A 20,088-nucleotide genomic window follows, 5' to 3' on the forward strand; every position below is an offset into this window, starting at 1 on the left:
CCAGCAACCTTCGTGAAAAGACGGACCGAAAAACGAAGGCTGGGAAGCGGAGGCTTCGGAGGGGACGGTCTTGTCACTCCTCCCACGAGTGCGGAGACCCGATATCTTGACAGCCTCCTCTATCCGCTCTGGAATGCCTCGGGAATCGGACTCCTGATCTTCTTACCACCTGTCCTCTGGTTCTCGACCTCCTTTACCTTTGCAATCCTTACTTCGATGGATCGAGGCGGGCTGATATTGGTCGGACTGTTGTTTGCCATCCCGCAGTTGATCTTATTCCTCGCCGTGGCGGGGTATATCCTGCTGTTCTTGGGCCAGGTGCTGATCACGAGTGCATTGGGAGAGGTGAGCCAGCCGAGGTCGCCCGGTTGGGATCTCATCGAAATCGGGGTGGGGCTTGGTCGCTGGTTCTGGGCACTGATCATAGGAGGGCTGGTCGGGGGCCTGCCGGCTCTGACCTACTGGATCGGTTGCGGAGAAGTCGACCTGATGGATCGGATCGTCTTGATCGATCTCCTTGTGCCGGGTATGGCCTACGCCCAGATGGCGCTTCTGGCCTCCTTGATCCACGAGTCGCCACTGGCGGCGAATCCGGCGACCGTCTACCGTGCCATCCGCAGGCTGGGCTGGACCTACTTCAAACCATGCCTGGAGACCTCGGCTTATGTCGTTATCGTGACGGGGTTGTTCGCGGGGATGCTTCGAATCCGGGGAGATCTCGCTCAGTCGATCGCCTGTTATCTCTTCTGGGTGGTGAGCTTCTACGCCTCGATGGTACTCCTTCGACGTCTCGGGCTTTTTTGCTTTCGGAATGCGGTCGTCCTCGATTGGTATCCGGATCGGACGAGGCACGCCATCTGACTCTCGGGTGGTGCCTTTACGTACGGGGCAAGGTCCGTTACAACGGGATTATCGGATCTTTCAGATCGATCGATCGCCCAGGAATTCGATGATGGCCCAAGGGATTCGAGCCGGTCAGACGGTGTCATCGATTCCTTTTGGTTTCGATCGCAACGGTCGCCCTCTTCGAATCTGGCGCCGCCGGCGAGATGTGACGCTTCGATCATGCTTCGTGTATCCGCTTGTCGATGGACCGGGCGTAGCGCTACTCGTCTTCCTGCCGCCATTCCTGGCGATCATGGCTTTGCCGGTCCTTGATATGATGGTTCACTTCCGACCCGGCAATGCATTAAATCCGGTCGCCTTACTGATTCTCCCTTTCACGCTCCCCTTGGTCGTGAGTGTTTCGCTGACGATCGGTTACATCCTGATCTTTCTCGGTCGAGTGATCGCCTCTTCGGCGACTGGTGAGGATGATCACCCTCGGTTTCCCACCTGGAACCGAATGGAGATACTCGATGAGATGGGACGATGGATCTGGGCTGGGCTGATGGGGCTGGCCGTGGGAGGCCTTCCAGCTGTGGTTTACTGGGTAAATTGCGGTAAGATCGACTGGATGGATTGGTTTCTATTCACTGATCTGGCGATCATCGGAGCCGCCTACGCACAACTTGGTCTGATGGCCGCACTCCTCCATGAGACCTTGCTCGCGGCCAATCCCATAACCATTTTCAGATCGATCACCCGATTGGGTTGGAATTATCTCGGACCATGCCTGGTGACTGGACTTTGTCTCGTCATTTGTCTGGCCGCCTGGACTTACGTACTCCAACATTCCGCGAGTGTCGGGTTGGGTATGCTGGGTCTCTGGGCCTGCTGGGTATTTACACTCTATGTGGCCCTGGTGATCTGCCGGGTGCTTGGCACGACTTACTACAAGAATGCAGATGCGCTGGGATGGTTCCGCACGGCCCGTTTCTGAGGCATTCTGGGAATGGCGAGCAATCGACACTGGCTCCGGCGGGTAGGCGAGGCGTCCGTGGTCCATTCCAGGCTTTCCACCATGTTCCCGTATCTGTTCTGACTGACGATTGGGTCTCCTTCGTGTTGTTGATGAGGAGGTGACGACTACAATTATCTGTCGAGTGGACGAAGGATGTGGTGGAAGTTCGAAGAATCCAGTGGCTCGATGGTTTCTGATTCTGAAAGTTCGAGATCGGGAATTATGCTCGACAGTGAACGTCGCGAAACAGCAGCCGTGCTGGTGAGCGGCGGGATTGATAGTGCGGTGCTTTGCGTGCATTTGCTCCGGACCTTCGGACGGGTCGAGCCGGTCTACGTGCGATTTGGACTCCGCTGGGAGTCCGTCGAGTTGGCCATCCTCAGGAGGTTCCTCCATCAGGTTCGACGCCCTGGCCTCGGACCCCTCAAGGTGATTGATGAGCCCGTGGCCGACGTCTACGGAACTCACTGGAGCCTTGAAGGCCCGATGGTTCCCGGGGCCGACTCGCCCGATGAGGCTGTGCATTTACCCGGTCGAAACCTGCTGCTCATCGCCAAGCCTGCGCTATGGTGCCGTCTCAGGGGCATCAGTACCCTGGCCCTGGGAATTCTCGAATCAAATCCATTCGAGGATAGCCGTCACGATTATTTTGAGTCCCTGGAGAGGGTGCTTGATGAGAAAGTCGGGTCTCCGATCAAACTTATCCGACCCTTCGCGAAATTCTCGAAAATCGACGTGATTCGGCTTGGCAATGATCTTCCACTAAGAGAAACCTGGTCGTGCTTGAGCCCGGTCGAAAGGTCACAATGCGGTGGCTGCAATAAATGCGCCGAGCGGCGTCGCGCCTTTCGAGACGCTGGAATGGAAGACCCGACCATTTATGCCCAACCTCAAACCAGCCACCATCGAGAATTTTAAATGTATCGCGTGACCCGAGAGATCTCATTCTGCTACGGCCATCGCCTGCTCAACTACGACGGGAAATGTCGCCATCTACACGGGCACAACGGGCGAGCCGTGATCTCGCTCGAAGCTCCGATGCTTGATGAAAAGGGAATGCTCGTCGATTTCGGCGAGATCAAACGACATGTTCAGCGATGGATCGACGAAAATCTCGACCACAATTTACTTCTATGTCGAGAAGACCCGCTCTTGCCGATTCTGTTAGAACACGGAGAGCGGGTCTTCATCATGGATACGAATCCAACCGCCGAGAACATCGCCCGCCTGATCTACGACCAGGCGATCAGTCAAGGGCTGCCGGTGGTCGAGGTCCTGCTCTGGGAGACCGATAACTGCCACGCCGGATATCGGCGAGGCTGACCGATCCATGAAAGCGGGTCAAGGTCCTCGATCATATTCTCAATGACCGTGACCATCGTCCACCGGCTTGACAATGTTAACGAACGATGAAGCTGGCTTGTAAGGGTAGCGGATCTCCCTCACGATCCAATCGTTGGCCTGGGCACCCGGATTTTTCATCATCTCCACGAGGAAGAATTGTTCCTTCTCGGGAAAGTCCGGGCTTCCGGGTCCGTCAAGCTCGAACAAAGCATTTGCATACACGGTCAGCCCATCGACCGCCTTGGATTCGATCTTGGCAAAACGAATCTGCTCTCCCTGTCCGCTCAATCGCTGCTTGATCCGAGTCACGCTAGCGATCTTTTCTCGGTAGGGATCTGCGGTCATCGGATTCTTCGTTTGTTTGACTTCTTCGGCGATCTCGTCGGGGGTCTTCGTCTTCCTATATTCCACCGGTTGCTGATACCAAAGAACCATGTTGACCGGTTGGTCTTTGATCACATCGGTGAATTGTCTAGCGAAGCGACTAGCATCATGGTCGATCAGGAACTTGGAGGCCACTTCATGGGTCACGGACGAAAGGGCAAAGACCAGGGATAGCCCGATTCCGACCTTGGCGTAATTGCTGCCAGTCAAGATCTCGGGGAAGCGCCGAATCTTCCGGATCGAGAGTAGGCCGACCAACACTCCGGCAGCCGCGACGATCAGGAACCAGAGGTCGGTAAAGCAGAAGACCGACCCTACACCCAAGACCACGCTAACAATCGAGCCCGCACTGATCGCCCTATAGGCTGGCAGCTCGTTTTCAATGACCTCGGTCTCTGCCGGGTCCTTCGTCCCTGTGGTTGTACTTTGGTCAGTGGCCACTTCACGGACTCCTTCTGATAAGGCGACTTGTCGCGCCTCGCGATCGAGCGACGAGATAGGTTAAGAATGGAAGGTCCGTCGCTAGACCTAAGTGTATCGAAATTAATCGTCGAGCCCGGGCCCGTCAAGCGTCCACGAGGCGATCAACGCATGGCCAGCCCAAGGACTCGTCCGGGGATCAGAGTCGTCGCAGCCATCGCAACCCAGAAGATCCCCAGCAACCAACCCAGGACATTGGTCCATGCCCAGTTCGAGCCCCCGACCCGGGATCGCGCTGTTGCCAGGAGGATCGCTAGGATGGTCAGCCCCATGGGTTGATAGCCGAGAGGGGTAGCCCAGGAAATCGATCTCGCCTCTCCTTTGGCGATCGAGGCCAAATCGAAGACCCAGACGATCAACCCGCCTGCCATCCAGAGCAATTCACCCAGCCCGATTTCCGAGGGGTCGCGTCGATAAAGCACGATGGGGCCGATCAATGCCAGACAGCCAGCGACCGTGAAGATGCTGGCGAGCAACTGATCGGGAGGCCAGGACAATCGACCCCTAGCGAACAAGGTGCCCAGTCCGTAACAGAGGGCCGCACTCAGCAGAAGTGCCGTACCCAGCGGAGCGGTAGGTGACGCCGATCCCATGGATTTCGGCGCCACTCGTTTGGTGGCCATCGCGAGTTGTTTCCGGGGATGATGATTTGGGTCGGTTTTCCAGAATAGTCCGGGTTCCTGGGAATCCGGACTCTATTTAGTGATCGACCCCCAAATCCCCCAAATTACAACGAAAATGCTGCCATCAGATCGACTACCGACCAGTTAGTTTAATACTAACGATAGGAGGTAACACAGGCGGTCGGCCGGCTACTACCGCCTACTCCACAGAGAAATCCGACGAAAATCCCGAGGAACCAAGGGCCGACGAATTTTCAGAACGGTGCTCTTCCAATGGACCAGGAACGGTCAGCATGGATCCTAGATCATCGATGCTGTTCGGATTCAGAACGACCTGGTCTCCCTCCTTCAAACCTTCGGTTACTTCCAAGAGGTCGCGGTCGGCCTTCCCGAGAGTCACAGCGCGGCGCGTGAGCCCTTCGACCCCGGCGACATAGCAAACTTCCTCGCCATTCTCGACCGCCACAGCCTCGGTCGGCACAGCAAGGACGTCGTGGCGTCGATCGACGTCAACCTCCACCTCGGCCGTCATCGTGGGGAGCAAACCGTCGGGTGCAGAGTCCAGTTTGACGTTACCGACAAAATATTTGACCTCATCGCTGAACCAGTTGGGGCTGGTCGGGAGCGGGCCAATCGAAACGACCTCACCCTCGAGTGTTCGATTTGCCAGGCCCTCGATCCTGACCTTGGCCCGCATCCCCTTCCGGACTTGTTTGGCAACTGATTCATGAAAATAAGTCGAAACTTGCATTCGAGCTAGGTCGGGGAGGAGGAAGAGATCCTGGTTCTGCTGGACTTCGACTCCTGGTTCGATCCGGGGCTTGCTGGATCGTCGGTTGACGGCATAAATGACGAAGCCGTCGTGCGGAGCCCGGATTGTGCAGAAATCTACCATCGACTGGTAATGCTTGAGGCGAGCCTCGGTACGGGTGAGTCGCTGAGAATTCGCGGACACCTCGAAGCGACGTTTTTCGACTTCGCTCACGAGCAACTTTAGGGTCATCGGGATCCCGAAATTCTTGAGGTTTTTCAGGATCCATCGCGTACTCAACAACTCGTTCTCAGCGAGTTTTTCATCCCGAATGGCCGTGGAACGCTGCGTAGCGGCGACATAGCCCTTGGTGAGCATCCTTGCGGTCCAACGCAGACGATCGCTCGAACGTTCAAGGTTCGACTCGGCCAGGGCGATCTGCCCTTCGAGACTCTGAACCGTCTGCTTCTGGACACCTTCCTGGTATTCTTGGAGAGCCAGTTCCGCAACTTCTAAGTTCAATTTGCCGGTTGCCAGGATTGCTCGAGCTTGCTCGGTCTTTATCTGTTGTTGACGGACGAGTTCCAAATAGTCCGAGGCGTCGAGTCGGCAGAGAATATCTCCCTTCTTGACCGTGGTGCCTTCGTCAATGAGCCAGAGAATCGTCGAAGCCCCGCCCGTCTCGAGTCGCTGACCATTACTGTAAAAATTGAGTCGCTCAAGTTGGCATTCGATCAGCGTGTTCTTGGCGCTTTCGACAGTCCCGGAGGCCGTCAGCACGGTACCAAGATCGACCCTGGAAACCGTCGCCCGAGGGATTTTGGCGATCTCTTCACTATTACCCAGATAGCCCGGGAGCAACGCAACGATTCCCGCTGTGATCCCACCGAACATCGAGACTGCGCAGAGGAGAACAATGGCCCAATGTAACCGCGACCGACCCTTTCCCCTTGAGGCACTCGCGACATTCTCCGTGATCCCCGCAGAATGCTCGGTGGGTGGCGCAACCAAAAGCGATGAAGGGTGGGGGTGGGACGACACTGGATGGCTCCAATTCTGGGACTGTAAGAACCGACGCAGATTGCTCGATCTTCTCCAAGCAGGAAGATCGAGTATCACGGGCTGTTCTCACCGAGGAAGGCAGGCTAGGCGGGGATTCATGGTAGGCCTCGCTCACGATCTAGCATTAGTTTGGACATTCTCTTCGGTTCGGTCAACCTTCGGTCCTCTTTTATTGTAAAACAATTTTTGGATCACAATAGTCGAATTTTGTATCATTTTCTCGTTGGCGACATTTCGTCGTCTGAAATTTGCCGAGATGAGGGAAGACGAATACACTCTCCTGGCGGTGGTAAGTCCTTATTGCAGGGGAGTTTCGATTTTGCATTCCCACCGATTTAAGATTCTGGCTTTGGACATTGATGGAACGATATTGGACCGCGAGGGGAATCTCCGGGATCGGACGATTCATGCCGTCAATCGGGCTGCGGAAGCTGGAATTCGCCCTATCTTATGTACCGGACGAAGATACCGCCGCGCGCTGTCGATCGCGGAGAAACTCGGCATCCATGGCCCGTTAGTCTGCAACTCCGGCGCGATTCTCAAGGATTCAACCGAACATCGAACGTTGTGGCGAGCCGATTTCGAGGAAGGATTGCTGGGCGAGATTTTGAACATCTTCCACCATCGGAACGAGCCAGTTCTTTCTTTCACCGATCGATCGAATGAGAGCCTCGACTTTCTGGTCAGTCACGCTCACTCAGGCCGTCGCCTTTTCGACGACTATCTCGATCAGAATCGACCTTACGCCGAGATCAACTCGGGATGGGTCGAGAATCCAGGGCCGGGGCATTTTCATCTTTGTGCCATCGGAACCCGGTCGACGATGAAAGAGTTTGACGACTTGATCCACGAAAATCTTCCAGGTCGGGTCCAGACCTTCGTGCAGAAGTCTCCGCGCTACTCGGGTACGATGTGCGAAGTCCTTCGGCATGATGCCAACAAGTGGTCAGCCCTACTTCAGTTGGCCCGCCACTGGAATGTGAATCCTTCGGAGGTCTGCGCGGTGGGTGACGACATGAACGACATCCCAATGATTCGAGGTGCCGGACTGGGGGTAGCGATGGGACATGCCTGCGCTGCGGTCAAGGAAGTGGCCGACCTCGTCACCGGCGAAGATGACGAGGACGGTGTCGCCATGTTGATCGAGGATTTTTTGCTGGGGGAGTGACTCGGTGCAGGCTGATTCGACCGAATATTAGGGATTTGTAATGACCGAGGGATTGTATCCGGCGTCGGTCTGATCTCGGAGCATGGTCGAATCCGGCACGGCCTGGCGTGAGATGAACGGTTGGGAGGGCTGGTCGGGAGCGGCTTCGATCGGGGTTGAGCTCTCGAACGTCCCCTGTCGAGAAGCAATTCGGTCGAGAAGAGCTCTCGTGATAGGCTCGTCGCCGATCCATCCGACCTTTGCCGAGACGACCGAGCGGAGCCCTGAGTTCTGAAGTGTGACCCGTGCACGTCGTTGATCGGCGGTCCTGGCTTCCAGGATGATCAGGCCCGATGGGTCTTGAGACTGGAGGATCTCGCGCATCCCCACGTCTCCCATCGCCTCCTTGACGTTCGGGATCAGGTTGTCCGAGATGGGGTAAACCTGCGTTCCTCGGCCCCCCACGTAGGACGGCCCGACCGGGAGGGCCAACCGTTCCCTTCCGAAAGGCCCTGTGGTCGAACATCCGGCCATCAAGAGGGCCGAGACCATGGTCAGTACGAAGGAATTTCCTCGCATCTTCCGACTCCCAGATGGACGCCGGGTCCACCGGCATTCTTGCTGCTATGGCTCGCGCGGCACCCTAGCGAATCCCCGAATTGAGGTCAATCCGGATCGGTGACCTGGCCAGATCGGACGAACTGCCTGATCGTGTCATTTCGATAAAGGTTCTTCGATCTTGTTGACGGAGTGACGGGAGGGAGTTAACATTCGTTTTACCTATCACACGAGGCGTGTCGGTTCCCATCGCCTCGACTTCCCCAATTTCGTTAGCTGGCCAATCACGGCCCAGAGGATGGTGATGCCCCAGCCCCGCGTTCGCTACATCGGGAGCCGCGAGTTGCACCGCGACCTGCCCAAGGTCCTGGAGTCTCTCGAGAATCCCTCGAATCGCTTCGTGCTGACGATCCATAGCAAGCCGAAGGCCGTCCTGATCGGGGCGGAAGCCTTCCTCGCTCTGCTGAGGGGCCACACCCCCGAAGATCGCCTGCTCGCCCTTCAACTCGGAGCCCTGGTCCAGGGCTTGGAAGCTTCCACTTCTTCTGATGATCTCTCCGAAGCCGGCGAGCTTCGCGAGGGACTCGTCGCCGCGGGCGTCTGATCGGGACCGACCATCCCGTTCCACCCATCTTTAACGCCCGAATTCCCCGCCGAATCGAGATCGACCCGAATGGCCGTTCCTGGGCCACGGGTCGATCTCGCGTCATTTCGGGTTAATCCGATCCGCCGATTATCCACGAGCAAGAGGGCCATCGTGGCATTCAGGTCAGGGCATGGCCATCCGATCCATTTCGAAGGAATCGTCGAGTCCGATGGATTAGCGGTCCTTGTTCGAGTAACATGGAACCTCACCTTTGTTCACTGCTCGGCGATCCGAACAGGCATGTGTTTCGAGGACTCGACCTAACCGAGGTGATTGATGTCGAGCCGACCTTTCGTCCATTTGCACTGCCACAGCCATTACAGTCTTCTGGATGGGGCGAGCAAGGTCCCCGCCCTGGTCAAACGGGCCAAGGCTCTGGGTATGCCTGCGCTGGCAATTACCGATCACGGCAATCTCCACGGAGCCGTGGAATTCCTCCGAGAAGCCAAGGCGGCCGACTTCAAGCCTATCCTGGGTATGGAGGCCTATGTGGCGCCTTTCCGGAGGACGGAGCGATCGGGAGGAGGGTTCTCGGGAAACGAGCACAACTTTCACCTGACGTTACTGGCCAAGAATGGCGAAGGTTTCCGCAACCTCATGCGACTCTCCTCCATGGCGTTCCTTGAGGGCTTCTATTACAAGCCTCGGATCGACAAGGAGATCCTCGAACGACATTCCGAGGGCCTGATTTGCCTTTCGGGTTGCGTTTCCTCCGAATTTTCCGATCACGTACTTCACGGCAAGTCGGCCGACGCTGAAAAATTGTGCGCCTGGTACCAGAAGATCTTCGGCGAGGAAAATTTCTTCGTTGAGATTCAGTGCAACGGAATTCAAATCCAGAAGGACCACGAGCAGGCCGCCTCGGATCTCGCGCGGAAGATGGGCCTACCTCTAGTCGCCACGAGCGACGCCCACTATTTGATGCAGGAGGACGCCGAGGTTCACGACATCCTTCTCTGTATCAATACCGGTCGAACGTTCGACGACCCGAACCGGATGCGATTCGAAAACGACCAGTTTCACGTCCGGAGCCCCGACGAGATGTACGCGGCGCTCCCAGGACACGAGGAGGCCCTGGCCACCTCGGTCCGGATCGCCGAGATGGTCGAGGATAACTACAAGAGCCTGAACCTCGGGAAGCGACAATTCCCCTCGTTCAAGCCTCCCGGCGAGAAGACCCCGGAAGAATATCTCCGCGAACTCTGCGAACAAGGACTCCGCGAACGTTATGACAATGCCCCTTCCCAGGTCGCGATTGACCGGATGGAGCACGAGTTGGGCGTCATTAATCGGATGGGGTTTGCCTCATACTTCTTGATCGTCTGGGACTTCGTCCGATATGCCCGGGAGAACGGGATCCCGAATTCGGCCAGAGGTTCGGCCTGTGGTGCCCTGGTCAGCTACCTGCTCTACCTGAGCCACGTCGACCCGCTGGTTTACGATCTCCTGTTCGAACGATTCCTCGATCCGAACCGGTCCGAAGCACCGGACATCGACATCGACCTCTGCAAGGATCGACGGGTCGAGGTCATCGCCTATGTTCGCGAGAAGTACGGTGCCGACAACGTCGCCCAGATCGGGACGTTCGGGACGATGGCCGCCAAGGCCGCCCTCAAGGACGTTGGCCGTGCCCTCAGCATCCCGCTGGCTCGAGTCGACCAGATCACCAAGTTGATCCCGGCCCGGCTCGGGATCTCGCTCGAAGAGGCGCTCGACGAGGAACCCGCGCTAAAGCGGCTAACCGAAGAAGACCCCGAACTGAAGAAACTCTTCGATTACGCCACGAGGCTCGAAGGGACCGCACGGAACGTCGGGACCCACGCCGCCGGCGTCGTGATCGCCGACCGACCTCTTCGAGATCTGGTCCCGCTCCAGAGGCTTCCGAATAAAGACAAAGAAAAGGAAGTCGTCAGCACCCAGTGGGAAATGGGGGACGTCGAGAAGGCCGGCCTCCTCAAGATGGACTTCCTGGGACTCCGGAATCTGACCAGCCTCGATGCGGCCGTCCGGCTGATCAACTCCCGCCACGACGACCTTCCTCCCGACATCAACAAGCTTCCCCTGGACGACCCGGCCACATATGCCCTTCTCCAGCGTGGAGAAGCCAAGGGCCTGTTCCAACTCGACGGCGCCGGGATCCGCGACCTCCTGGTCAAGATGAAGCCCGACCGTTTCGCGGACCTCATCGCCATCCTGGCGCTTTACCGGCCAGGCCCGCTCAACGGAGGGATGGTCGACGAATATGTCGACGTCAAGCACGGGCGGAAACAACCCGTCTATCACCATCCGGTGATGAAAGAAGTCCTGGAAGAGACCTACGGCGTGATGGTCTACCAGGAACAGGTGATGCGGATCCTGAATCGATTGGGTGGGATCGAACTCTCTCAGGCCTACGCGTGCATCAAGGCGATCTCCAAGAAGAAGATGGAGGTGATCGCCCAGGGTCGCAAGCAGTTCGTCGAAGGGGCCTCGGAACGCGGGCTGGATCGGAAGAAGGCCGAGGATATCTTTGCCCTCATCGAGTTCTTCGGCGGATACGGCTTCAACAAATCGCACACATGTGCCTACGCCCTGGTTGCTTACCAGACCGCCTATCTCAAGGCCCACTATCCGACCGAGTTCATGGCGGCACTCCTCTCTTCCGAGATGGATGGTGCGGAGCGTGAGAAGTACTTCGTCGACCACATCGAAGATTGTCGAAGGATGGGAATCGAAGTCCTCTCCCCGAACGTCAATGCGGGAGAGCTGAACTTCAGCGTCGCCAAACCCGGTCAGGTCGAGTTCGGGCTCGGTGCGATCAAAGGGGTCGGATATAAAGCGGTAGAATCGATCGTCAAGGTTCGTGTCGAGGGGGGGCCTTTTCGTGACCTGGGTGATTTCTTCGAGAGGATCCCTGCCAATGCCGTCAGCCAGGGTTGCGCCGAGACGCTGATCAAGGCGGGTGCGTTCGACAATCTCGGCGCAAGGCGGAGTCAACTCCTGGCGATCCTCCCGCGTGCCGTCCAGGGAGGGCAGGCCCTCCAAAAGGTACGTCAGGGTAATCAGAAGCACTTTTTTGACATGTTTGACTCCTCCGCCTCGACGACAGAGGTCGAGACGGCATCGGCGTCGATTGGTCTTCCCGATATCCCCGAATTGCCCGATGTCGAGAGATTGGCTGAGGAGAAAAAAGCCCTCGGTTTCTACATGTCGAGTCATCCCCTGACCCGCCATGCCTCGACACTACAGGCGCTCGCCAGTCACTCGATCTCCGACCTGGGCATGGTCGCGGAGAAATCCGACGTGGTACTGGGAGGCCTGATCGTCAATCTTCAACTCAAGAACGTTCAGAAGAGTCGTTCTGGGCTGACCCGAATGTGCAAGCTGACCTTCGAAGATCTCACGGGGTCGATCCCCGCGATGCTCTGGCCTGAGGATTTCGCCAACAACGAGTCATTGCTGGCCAACGACCGGATTTGCTTCGTCCGGGGGAAGCTCGATCGTCGGCGAGATCCGGCCGAGCTCATCATCAACAAGGTCATCCCGTTCGAGCGGGGACCTGCCGAACTCTCCAAAGGTCTACTTGTCACCCTTCACAAGGGAAGCACTCAGATCGTCGATGTCGAACGATTGTTCCGGACAATTCGAGCTTATCCCGGGAATCTCGATCTCTACCTGGAGGTCTACGGGCTCGCCACGGTACAACGGGCCATCTACAAGGCTGGGGCCAACTTCAAGATCCGCCACGATGAGCGAATGTTGGCCGATCTGGAATCTACCTTCGGATTGGATAACATCCGAATGATCGGTCAGCGGGGCGCGGCGGGTCGCAATGCAGCGCGAAGCCAACCGGTTGCAACGAACGCTCCGTCTATTTACGAAGATCGTGCCGGTCTTGAAGACGATGATAGTTGACCGGAACGGATCGGGCGGCGAGTTTCCCACTAAGGAGGCAACAGAAAATAGTTAGTCATAAATGTAAAGCCTCTCGGCTAGGACATGGTCTCTTCACAAAATCTACAAGGTCGCCCTCTATACTTCCCGCTAGGGCAGCTTCCTCGAATGCGTCTCAGTTCTCAATCCTGCTGGAAAGGTCGCCTCTCCATGATTTCGCCGAGGTCACTCTCTGGTCGTCGTGCGTTCACTCTGATTGAGCTTCTGGTCGTGATCGCGATCATCGCCGTTCTGATCGCCTTGCTCCTTCCGGCGGTCCAGGCCGCCCGCGAGGCCGCCCGTAGAACGCAGTGTGTTAACAATCTGAAGCAGATTGGCCTCGCTCTCCACAACTACGAGAGCAGCAACGGTTGCTTCCCGACCGGTGGTGAGTCGACGAATTTCAGCACCTCCCCCCCTTCCACCCAGTTCGTTGACGGCAATTACAGCACTCTCGCTCGTCTCCTTCAGTACCTCGAAGGGACGACGATCTTCAACACGGTTAACTTTAACTACGAATACAACCACTCGAGCCTCGGAAACACCACGGCGTTCACCACCGGCCTGAACGTCTTCATTTGCCCGAGCGCGACCCGTTCTTCGGGTGGTTTGAAGGAAGGCCCCGCTTCGGCCCCGGCAACCGACCTCGAAGCGAATATCGTTGGTGGATATGGTGTTGCGGATTACGGCCCGACCGTTTACACGGATATCAATCCGACCGGAGTGGCGACAACTCCCGGATCTGCGACCCCGTTCCGTAATAAGTTGTTCCGAGCCAACGGGATGCTCAAGCAGGGCAAGACGGCCATCGCCGAGATTACCGACGGGACCAGCAACACGATTGCCATCGCAGAAGACGCGGGTCGCGATCCCCGGTTCATCAGCCCTTACATTCGTGGAACGGCCCCTGCGGCTTTTACCGGCCTGCGAGTTAACATCTATTCCCCCACCGATAATGGCCTGGGACTTCGCTACTGGCGATGGGCCGAGGCCGATGGTGGCTTCGGTGTCTCGGGTCAGATTAACAACAAGTCCAATCCCTCTCACGAGCAGTCAGGATGGCAGCTTCCGCCCGGCCCTCTGAGCACTGGCGGGAATAACGCCGGGGCCAACGACGAGATCTTCAGCTTTCACCCGGGCGGAGCTAACTGCCTTTTCGGCGACGGTAGCGTTAAGTTCCTCAAGGATTCGACGAATGTTGTCATCTTGCGGAGCCTCGTGACGCTCAATGGTGGCGAGGTCGTTTCAGCCGATCAGTATTGATCCCTAACCCGATTAGCAATTAATGACACGAGGCTTCGGAACCCACCGTTCCGAAGCCTCGTGTTTTATCATCACGTGCGAGTATTTTTAGGTGAAATGAGTGGTCAACAGGGACAAGTACTCAACCTCGTGACCTCGACAGAACGGGAACCGAGTCCCGCTTCCTGGCGAGATTATTAAATGTGCTTCACCGACGTGGGAACCGGTAACTCGGGGAAGTTCTTGCTTCGGAAGGCACAGATGATGACGAAAGCCTCGACCAAGTTTCAAGTCTAATCGACCAACTTGACTATGATTCGACTCGCAAAACCAAGAACGGCCTACCACTTCCCCTTCCAGAGAGGCTTGGCTAGCTCAGTCGCTCTTGATGTGAGCTACTCGCCTTGATTGCTCTAATTGTCTCGCCCGAGGCTCAATTCAGGGCTCAAAGGGTCTTAAGGTATTCGATCAGATTATTACGTTCCTCGTCATTTAGTGAATCACCGAAGGTATGCCCGCCATTTCCAAGACCGAAACGAGACGAATCGAAGAGCCACCGGACTTTTTCAGGGTCATTGTTGGTATCGCCGGGAATTGTATACATCCAGCCAACTTTAGATTGGTCGAAATATTCGAATTCCGTCGAAGGAGGCCTGTAGAAGCGACTGGGACGATCTGACGACTTCAGAAGTGTGCCGAGCGTCGGAACTGAACCGTTGTGGAGGTAAGGAGCAGTTGCCCATACTCCATCAAGGGGAGGAGCTTGGTAGCCGGTCATGATCTCATCGACGGCCGCTTCTTTCCCGAACCAGGTCGCATTGTAATGTGCGACAAAACGAGGCGCGATACCAAGAGCTCTTGCTGGGTCGGTTCCAATTGTCTTAAGATCCACAATTCGATTGGGGTAGGTCCCCTCCACGCCATAGGTCCCGTGGCACTTCGAACAAGCCTTATCGAAAATTGATTTTCCAAGATCGGCTCGAGCGGCATCGATCGGAAAGGGATACTTGGGTGGCTTCAAGCTCTTGAGGTAGGCTTGAATGTCGCGAAAAGTCGGTTCCAATTTCTTGAACTCATCCAGGGTCTTCTCGCCCAACATAAATTGCATGTTCGTGCGCACGGCCTTGGCATCGGTCCGCCCATCGTAGTACATCGTCTCCTTCTTACCGAGGAGCCACCAGGCGGGAACATCGAGTTCGGGAAGATTCGCGCCTAATGGTAGCGGGAATAGCCGAAACGAGAGATCCGCATTGCGGAGGCTCAAGAGGACGACCGAGAACATTCCGGCGTTTACCGTGCCACGTGAAGAATTGATCACGAAGGTGCTGGGCGGGAGTCGTTTCCCCTCCGCCTGCATCATCTCCTGGAAAAGTAACTTCAAGTCGAGTTGAGTATTTCCAAGACCCACGTAACTTGTACCGCCGATCGAACCTCCGTGACAGGTCATGCAATCGATGGCGATTCCCCGCTTCGAGCCATCCGCCGCATTCCCGCGACGGAGCCCCATGGGAAGTCCGTCATTCGGATAGGGAGCCGGGTGCATTCCATACCTGCGGTTGAACGATTCGGCGAATTCCATCGGATCGCCTTTCGCCTCGATCCCGGAATTTCCCCAGAAGGAAGCGACCGATTGATACGCCTCGGCTGACCAGGACGGCCTCAGGTAACCCGTCGAGGTGAGTGCAATCCGCCCCCTGTCGGCGGCCGATGCTTCTTCCTCGGACGCGGGAGCCTGGAAAGCCGAGAACCAGAGGCCGATACATGTGATTACTATTCGAGTGACCCAGCCCATGAATCCCTCGGTGGAATCTCGTGGAAAAGAAAAATTCCGATGACTCATCTTTTGTTATAGGCTAGTGACCGGTGATCGGAAATGGCCAAATCGCCCGGCTCAAGCTCAGGGGGGATCAAATCCTCCAGGATTCCAGGGGTGGCATCGTCCCAGTCTCGATAGTCCACGGACCAGGCCACGAATCAGGCCATACTTTAGCATTGATTCGGTCATGTAACGACTGCAAGACGGCTCGAATCGACAGGCAGGGCCGATCAGTGGGCTGAGCGTCCATTGATATATGCGAATTAGGGCAATGACACCCCTTGTTACCGCCCTATCCAATGCCCGACCACACTTTCTAATCATGATGAGGCCTTGGCCACTGCCACTCCGAGTCGTCGGGCGACCGCCCTCGCCAGGGTCGGGAGCGAGCGGGACGCCTGATCGAAGGTCAAAAACGCTCCTTTAGGCACCACAATCAGGTCGACTCCAGGAGGAAGTTCGGCCTTGTTCAATCGAAATGCTTCGCGAAGAATCCGCTTGGCATGATTCCGGTCCACGGCCTTTCGAATCTTCCGTTTCGACGCAGAAATGCCCAATCGAGGATGCCCGAGCGAATTCTCCAGGCCATAGATGATCAGGAAGGGATCGGACGCGGATTTTTTACGCTCGAAGGCATTGCGAAAGACAGCCGGATCGGCAATTCGCTCGTGAGGCCGGAACGTAGCCGAGGACATGACGATCCATTCGATCAAGGGGGAGGAGAAGCCTCGGGATTCGGGGCGATCTCGGGCAAAGTAACGATCCTTGGGGGAGACAGGTTCGCACGCAGGATCCTCCCACGACGAATCAGATGCCAAAGAGCCAGGAGTGCCATGACGGTCGAAGCCAATAATCCCCAAGCAAGCAGGATCACTGCGGCCCGACCAATCCGGATCCGATCGGACGGCTTTAGATCTCTCCGTCTCAGGACGGAGGTGGGCAACCTCACCCGCCGGGTATCCTCATCCCCGGACATCGTTCGAGCCTTCCTCCTCAAAAATCTCACGAAGAGAACGTGCGAGATGATCGAGCCGTTCGCGAGTAAAGTCCATCTGATCTTTCAGTTGGAGGATTACCTCAATTCCAGCAAGATTGATGCCGAGGTCACGCTGGAAAGTCGTGATGCTCCAGAGTCGTCGGATCTCCGCCGGGCCGTAACCTTCGACCTCTCCGCTTCGAATGGACCGGACAAGTCCACGGTCCTCATATCGGAGTAGTGTGGTCGTCGAGATCGAAAGTTGCCGGGCCACGAGTTCGCGAGGGAGGATAGACGGTTCCACGGAGTAGGTCCTCTTGCCGGTCCCGTTACCAGAGCCCTTCCCGCGGTCGGGCCGGGTTGATCCGCGCAAACTCCTCGATGAGACGGCGACTTTCCTCATCGATCGACTTCGGGACAACGACCTTGATAATGACATAAAGGTCGCCCACGGGGAGCGATTTGGAGGCGGCCACTCCCTGACCTCGAAGGCGAAGCCTCTGTCCCGTGCTGGTCCCAGGTGGGATAGTCAGAGTTTTGAGGCCATCGATCGTCGGCACTTCGACCTTGGCTCCGAGGATAGCCTCGGCCACTCCGATCGGGACTTCGACCGAGAGGTCGCGGCCGTCGCGGGTGAAGTAGGGATGTGGTTCTACCGTCACGGTGATCACTAGATCAAGCTGTCCGGAAGGGTCGCCCTGCCCTCGGAGCCGGAGCTTCGACCCCGAGTCGATCCCGGCCGGGATCTTGACGACTTTAGTCTCATGCTGACCTTGCTGCCGCTCGAACTCGATTGACGTCTCGCCGCCTCTGACGGCGGTCAAGAAGGGAATTGTCAGCGAAGCTTCGGCGACTTGGGGCTCGGCGTGACCACCGCGCTTGCGTTGGCCCCGCTCGCCGCGCATTCGGTTGATAATATCGTCGAAAATACCACCGCCGCCCGGTTCTCCTCCGGGGTGGGAGGTTCCTCCCCGGGCTGAAGGGCCGAAGAAATCGCTCAGATCGATATTATCAAACCCGCCCTGGCCACCTTGATGAGCGGCCCATTCCGAGGCGCCGGCACGAGGTCCGAATGGGCCGCCTCCCTCGAAGGCATCTTGACCGAATTGATCGAATTTCGCTCGTTTCTCGGTGTCCGAAAGAATGTCGTAAGCGTTCTGGACCTCCTTGAATCGAGACTCGGAAGACTTATCCCCCGGATTTGCGTCGGGATGATGCTTCCTGGCCAGAGACCGATAAGCCTTTTTGATCTGATCAGGCGTGGCATCTCGGGCCACACCCAGAGTTTCATAATAATCGCGAGCGGCCATACCGTCCCCCGGGACACCCGAGTTCGTCTGGTTCGACCCCGTCCATTCCGGACTTTTCTCGGCCAGCGAACAGTTCTAGCATAGTCTCTCCCGTACCCTCGGTTCAAGGAAAGCTCTCGCAGGACGCGCCACTCTCGCCGTCGAGACTGTGGATCGCTACAATAAGATTCTGAAATTACCGAATTATCTGTTCTCTACGCTCGTTTTGTCGACCTCGGATTGATGTCATCGCAATCGATCATCATTTATGAGCGTCTGAATCAATGGTCCCGTCAGCTCAGGCCAAGATTCGGGGACAATTCCATCCGATGGACGGAGGCCCGATCGGCGTACGACCTTTCCCAGGCGGCCGTACTCTCCAACTGTCCGATCTTCGTAATTGACCTCTCCCACGATCCGATCCGAGGGTTGGAAGCCCTGGATGCCGGCCTGCGCGAGGCGCCATCGGCTCTTAGTCTTATCATCGATACAGGGAATCATGACGGGCTCTCGATCACGGCCCGTGAGATTGGGGCGACTCTCTTGCTATCAGGCTTAGTCGTCCCACCCGAGGTGATTTCCCTGCTCCGGCGGTGGATCCCCATGGCTTCCGCGCGATCCGGGGCCGAAGGTTGGCCGAATCCTTCGGACATCGACAACGACCTCAGGGATGGTCCCGAATTGGTCGATTCAAAATCCTTTCCACCCCCTTCCCCGAATTTCGGGTCTTCCCCACTTTTCGACCCCTGCTCGTAGGACCCTCTCAAGGACTTCTCTTGATGTTCGGCAAGAAGAACGCCAGCCTGACCGAGCAAGACGTGCTGACCGCCCTGAAGGGCGTGAAGGATCCTGACATCCAACGCGACCTCGTCGACCTAGGGATGATCAAGAATATCCAGATCGGCGAAGGAACGGTCACACTCACGGTGAATCTCACGACTCCCGCCTGTCCTCTCAAAGCCAAGATCGAGAAGGACGTCCGGGACGCATTGACGGCACGACTAGGCCCTGAACTGGCTTATACCATCAATATGTCCGCCGATGTCCGGGGGAAGGGAGTTGCGGAAAAGGGCGACATTCCGGGCGTCAAGAACGTGATTGCCGTGGGTTCGGGAAAGGGCGGGGTTGGCAAGTCGACCATAGCGGCTTCCATCGCATACGGGCTGCAATCCTACGGCTCGAAAGTTGGCCTGATGGACGCCGATGTCTATGGTCCTTCGATACCCCATCTTGTCGGGGCTGTCGGCCGGCCGATGGCCGTCGGAGAGCGGATCATGCCGATCGAAGCAAATGGACTGAAACTGATGTCGATGGGATTTCTGCTCGAACCGGAGCGGGCAGTGATCATGCGTGGGCCGATGCTCCACGGGATCATGCAGCAATTCCTTCATCAGGTGGATTGGGGTGACCTGGATTACCTGGTGATCGACCTCCCACCTGGAACCGGCGACGTCCCTCTGACCCTGGCCCAGAGCCTTCCCCTGACCGGGGCGGTTGTGGTTTGCACACCGCAGGAAGTCGCGCTTCTCGACGCGGTCCGGGCCGTCTCGATGTTTCGACAGTTGAAGGTCCCTCTCCTGGGCATGGTCGAGAACATGAGCTTCTTCGATATCCGTGCCTATCTCAGCGAACGTGGTGGGACCAATGCTAAGCTCGCAGCCGCCACCGATAGCCTCTTCGAAGCTCCCGGCGATGAGCGAGTTTATCTCTTCGGTAGGGGTGGAGCACGCCGCAAGGCCGAGTCGATGGGTGTGCCATTCCTGGGCGAGGTCCCGTTGAACATCCTCCTTCGGGAGAATGGTGATGCTGGCCTTCTCCGAGAAGCACTGGCGGCCGGATCTCCTTCTCGACCTTACCTGCTCGGTGTCGTCGAGCAACTCGCTGCCCAGATTAGTATCCAAAACATCAAGTCTCCCAAGATGCCGAAGCTCGAAATCCTCAGCTGATTCATGACAAAACGGTCGCCGAGAGTTCCCTTAGACGGGGAGGTCTCGGCGACCGGGATCATCACGGGT

The 20,088-nt window shown here is 57.0% G+C and carries 18 protein-coding genes; 9 read left to right on the forward strand and 9 right to left on the reverse strand.

The window, feature by feature from the left end; all coding sequences use genetic code 11:
- Nucleotides 1-237 precede the first annotated feature (237 nt).
- The 4 genes from P12x_RS19830 to P12x_RS19845 all read left to right on the forward strand — a co-directional run bounded on the left by P12x_RS19830 (nucleotide 238) and on the right by P12x_RS19845 (nucleotide 3,166).
- Nucleotides 238-861, forward strand: a complete 624-nt coding sequence (locus P12x_RS19830) for a hypothetical protein (protein ID WP_435006392.1) — start codon at nucleotides 238-240, stop codon at nucleotides 859-861.
- Nucleotides 862-1,072: 211 nt separating this feature from the next.
- Nucleotides 1,073-1,822 (forward strand): hypothetical protein, encoded by a 750-nt coding sequence (locus P12x_RS19835; protein ID WP_435006394.1) that lies wholly within the window; start codon nucleotides 1,073-1,075, stop codon nucleotides 1,820-1,822.
- Nucleotides 1,823-1,996: 174 nt separating this feature from the next.
- Entirely contained in the window at nucleotides 1,997-2,761 is a 765-nt protein-coding gene (locus tag P12x_RS19840) for a 7-cyano-7-deazaguanine synthase (RefSeq protein WP_435006395.1), read from the forward strand.
- Entirely contained in the window at nucleotides 2,762-3,166 is a 405-nt protein-coding gene (locus P12x_RS19845) for a 6-pyruvoyl trahydropterin synthase family protein (protein WP_435006397.1), read from the forward strand.
- Between the two features lie 39 nt (nucleotides 3,167-3,205).
- Here the strand turns inward: P12x_RS19845 and P12x_RS19850 are convergent, their stop codons facing one another.
- The 3 genes from P12x_RS19850 to P12x_RS19860 all read right to left on the reverse strand — a co-directional run bounded on the left by P12x_RS19850 (nucleotide 3,206) and on the right by P12x_RS19860 (nucleotide 6,286).
- Nucleotides 3,206-4,012 carry a hypothetical protein gene (locus tag P12x_RS19850; RefSeq protein WP_435006398.1) on the reverse strand — a complete coding sequence of 269 codons (807 nt, stop codon included), beginning with the start codon at nucleotides 4,010-4,012 and terminating at the stop codon, nucleotides 3,206-3,208.
- 143 nt (nucleotides 4,013-4,155) lie between these two features.
- On the reverse strand, nucleotides 4,156-4,674 hold the full coding sequence (locus tag P12x_RS19855) for a hypothetical protein (protein ID WP_435006400.1): 519 nt from the start codon (nucleotides 4,672-4,674) through the stop codon (nucleotides 4,156-4,158).
- Between the two features lie 199 nt (nucleotides 4,675-4,873).
- Nucleotides 4,874-6,286 carry an efflux RND transporter periplasmic adaptor subunit gene (locus P12x_RS19860; protein WP_435006402.1) on the reverse strand — a complete coding sequence of 471 codons (1,413 nt, stop codon included), beginning with the start codon at nucleotides 6,284-6,286 and terminating at the stop codon, nucleotides 4,874-4,876.
- 457 nt (nucleotides 6,287-6,743) lie between these two features.
- Here P12x_RS19860 and P12x_RS19865 point away from each other — a divergent pair, with 457 nt between their 5' ends.
- Nucleotides 6,744-7,655, forward strand: a complete 912-nt coding sequence (locus P12x_RS19865) for an HAD family hydrolase (RefSeq protein ID WP_435006404.1) — start codon at nucleotides 6,744-6,746, stop codon at nucleotides 7,653-7,655.
- A gap of 27 nt (nucleotides 7,656-7,682) precedes the next feature.
- Here the strand turns inward: P12x_RS19865 and P12x_RS19870 are convergent, their stop codons facing one another.
- Nucleotides 7,683-8,213 (reverse strand): hypothetical protein, encoded by a 531-nt coding sequence (locus P12x_RS19870; protein ID WP_435006405.1) that lies wholly within the window; start codon nucleotides 8,211-8,213, stop codon nucleotides 7,683-7,685.
- A gap of 283 nt (nucleotides 8,214-8,496) precedes the next feature.
- On the opposite strand from P12x_RS19870, the gene P12x_RS19875 reads away from it, so the two are divergent.
- The 3 genes from P12x_RS19875 (at nucleotide 8,497) to P12x_RS19885 (ending at nucleotide 14,013) form a co-directional block, all read left to right on the forward strand.
- Nucleotides 8,497-8,796, forward strand: coding sequence for a type II toxin-antitoxin system Phd/YefM family antitoxin (locus P12x_RS19875; protein WP_435006406.1), 300 nt, complete (start codon nucleotides 8,497-8,499; stop codon nucleotides 8,794-8,796).
- 318 nt (nucleotides 8,797-9,114) lie between these two features.
- Complete coding sequence (gene dnaE, locus P12x_RS19880; protein ID WP_435006407.1) at nucleotides 9,115-12,732, forward strand: DNA polymerase III subunit alpha; 3,618 nt, start codon at nucleotides 9,115-9,117, stop codon at nucleotides 12,730-12,732.
- A gap of 189 nt (nucleotides 12,733-12,921) precedes the next feature.
- Entirely contained in the window at nucleotides 12,922-14,013 is a 1,092-nt protein-coding gene (locus tag P12x_RS19885) for a DUF1559 domain-containing protein (protein ID WP_435006409.1), read from the forward strand.
- A 424-nt stretch (nucleotides 14,014-14,437) separates the two neighbouring features.
- On the opposite strand, the gene P12x_RS19890 is transcribed toward P12x_RS19885, so the two are convergent.
- From P12x_RS19890 to P12x_RS19910, 5 genes are all read right to left on the reverse strand, one after another.
- Nucleotides 14,438-15,784, reverse strand: a complete 1,347-nt coding sequence (locus tag P12x_RS19890; protein WP_435006411.1) for a c-type cytochrome — start codon at nucleotides 15,782-15,784, stop codon at nucleotides 14,438-14,440.
- 105 nt (nucleotides 15,785-15,889) lie between these two features.
- Entirely contained in the window at nucleotides 15,890-16,132 is a 243-nt protein-coding gene (gene yidD / locus P12x_RS19895; RefSeq protein ID WP_435006413.1) for a membrane protein insertion efficiency factor YidD, read from the reverse strand.
- On the reverse strand, nucleotides 16,129-16,521 hold the full coding sequence (gene rnpA / locus P12x_RS19900; protein WP_435006415.1) for a ribonuclease P protein component: 393 nt from the start codon (nucleotides 16,519-16,521) through the stop codon (nucleotides 16,129-16,131). Before rnpA ends, yidD begins: the two co-directional genes overlap by 4 nt.
- Nucleotides 16,522-16,770: 249 nt before the next feature.
- Nucleotides 16,771-17,223 carry a chaperone modulator CbpM gene (locus P12x_RS19905; protein ID WP_435006417.1) on the reverse strand — a complete coding sequence of 151 codons (453 nt, stop codon included), beginning with the start codon at nucleotides 17,221-17,223 and terminating at the stop codon, nucleotides 16,771-16,773.
- Nucleotides 17,114-18,094: a DnaJ C-terminal domain-containing protein gene (locus tag P12x_RS19910; RefSeq protein WP_435006418.1), complete on the reverse strand. Its 981-nt coding sequence runs from the start codon at nucleotides 18,092-18,094 to the stop codon at nucleotides 17,114-17,116. Before P12x_RS19910 ends, P12x_RS19905 begins: the two co-directional genes overlap by 110 nt.
- Nucleotides 18,095-18,852: 758 nt before the next feature.
- On the opposite strand from P12x_RS19910, the gene P12x_RS19915 reads away from it, so the two are divergent.
- Nucleotides 18,853-20,019 (forward strand): Mrp/NBP35 family ATP-binding protein, encoded by a 1,167-nt coding sequence (locus tag P12x_RS19915; protein WP_435006419.1) that lies wholly within the window; start codon nucleotides 18,853-18,855, stop codon nucleotides 20,017-20,019.
- The last annotated feature ends 69 nt before the right edge of the window (nucleotides 20,020-20,088 follow it).

The organism is Tundrisphaera lichenicola (genome assembly GCF_051175385.1).
Taxonomy (GTDB): domain Bacteria; phylum Planctomycetota; class Planctomycetia; order Isosphaerales; family Isosphaeraceae; genus Tundrisphaera; species Tundrisphaera lichenicola.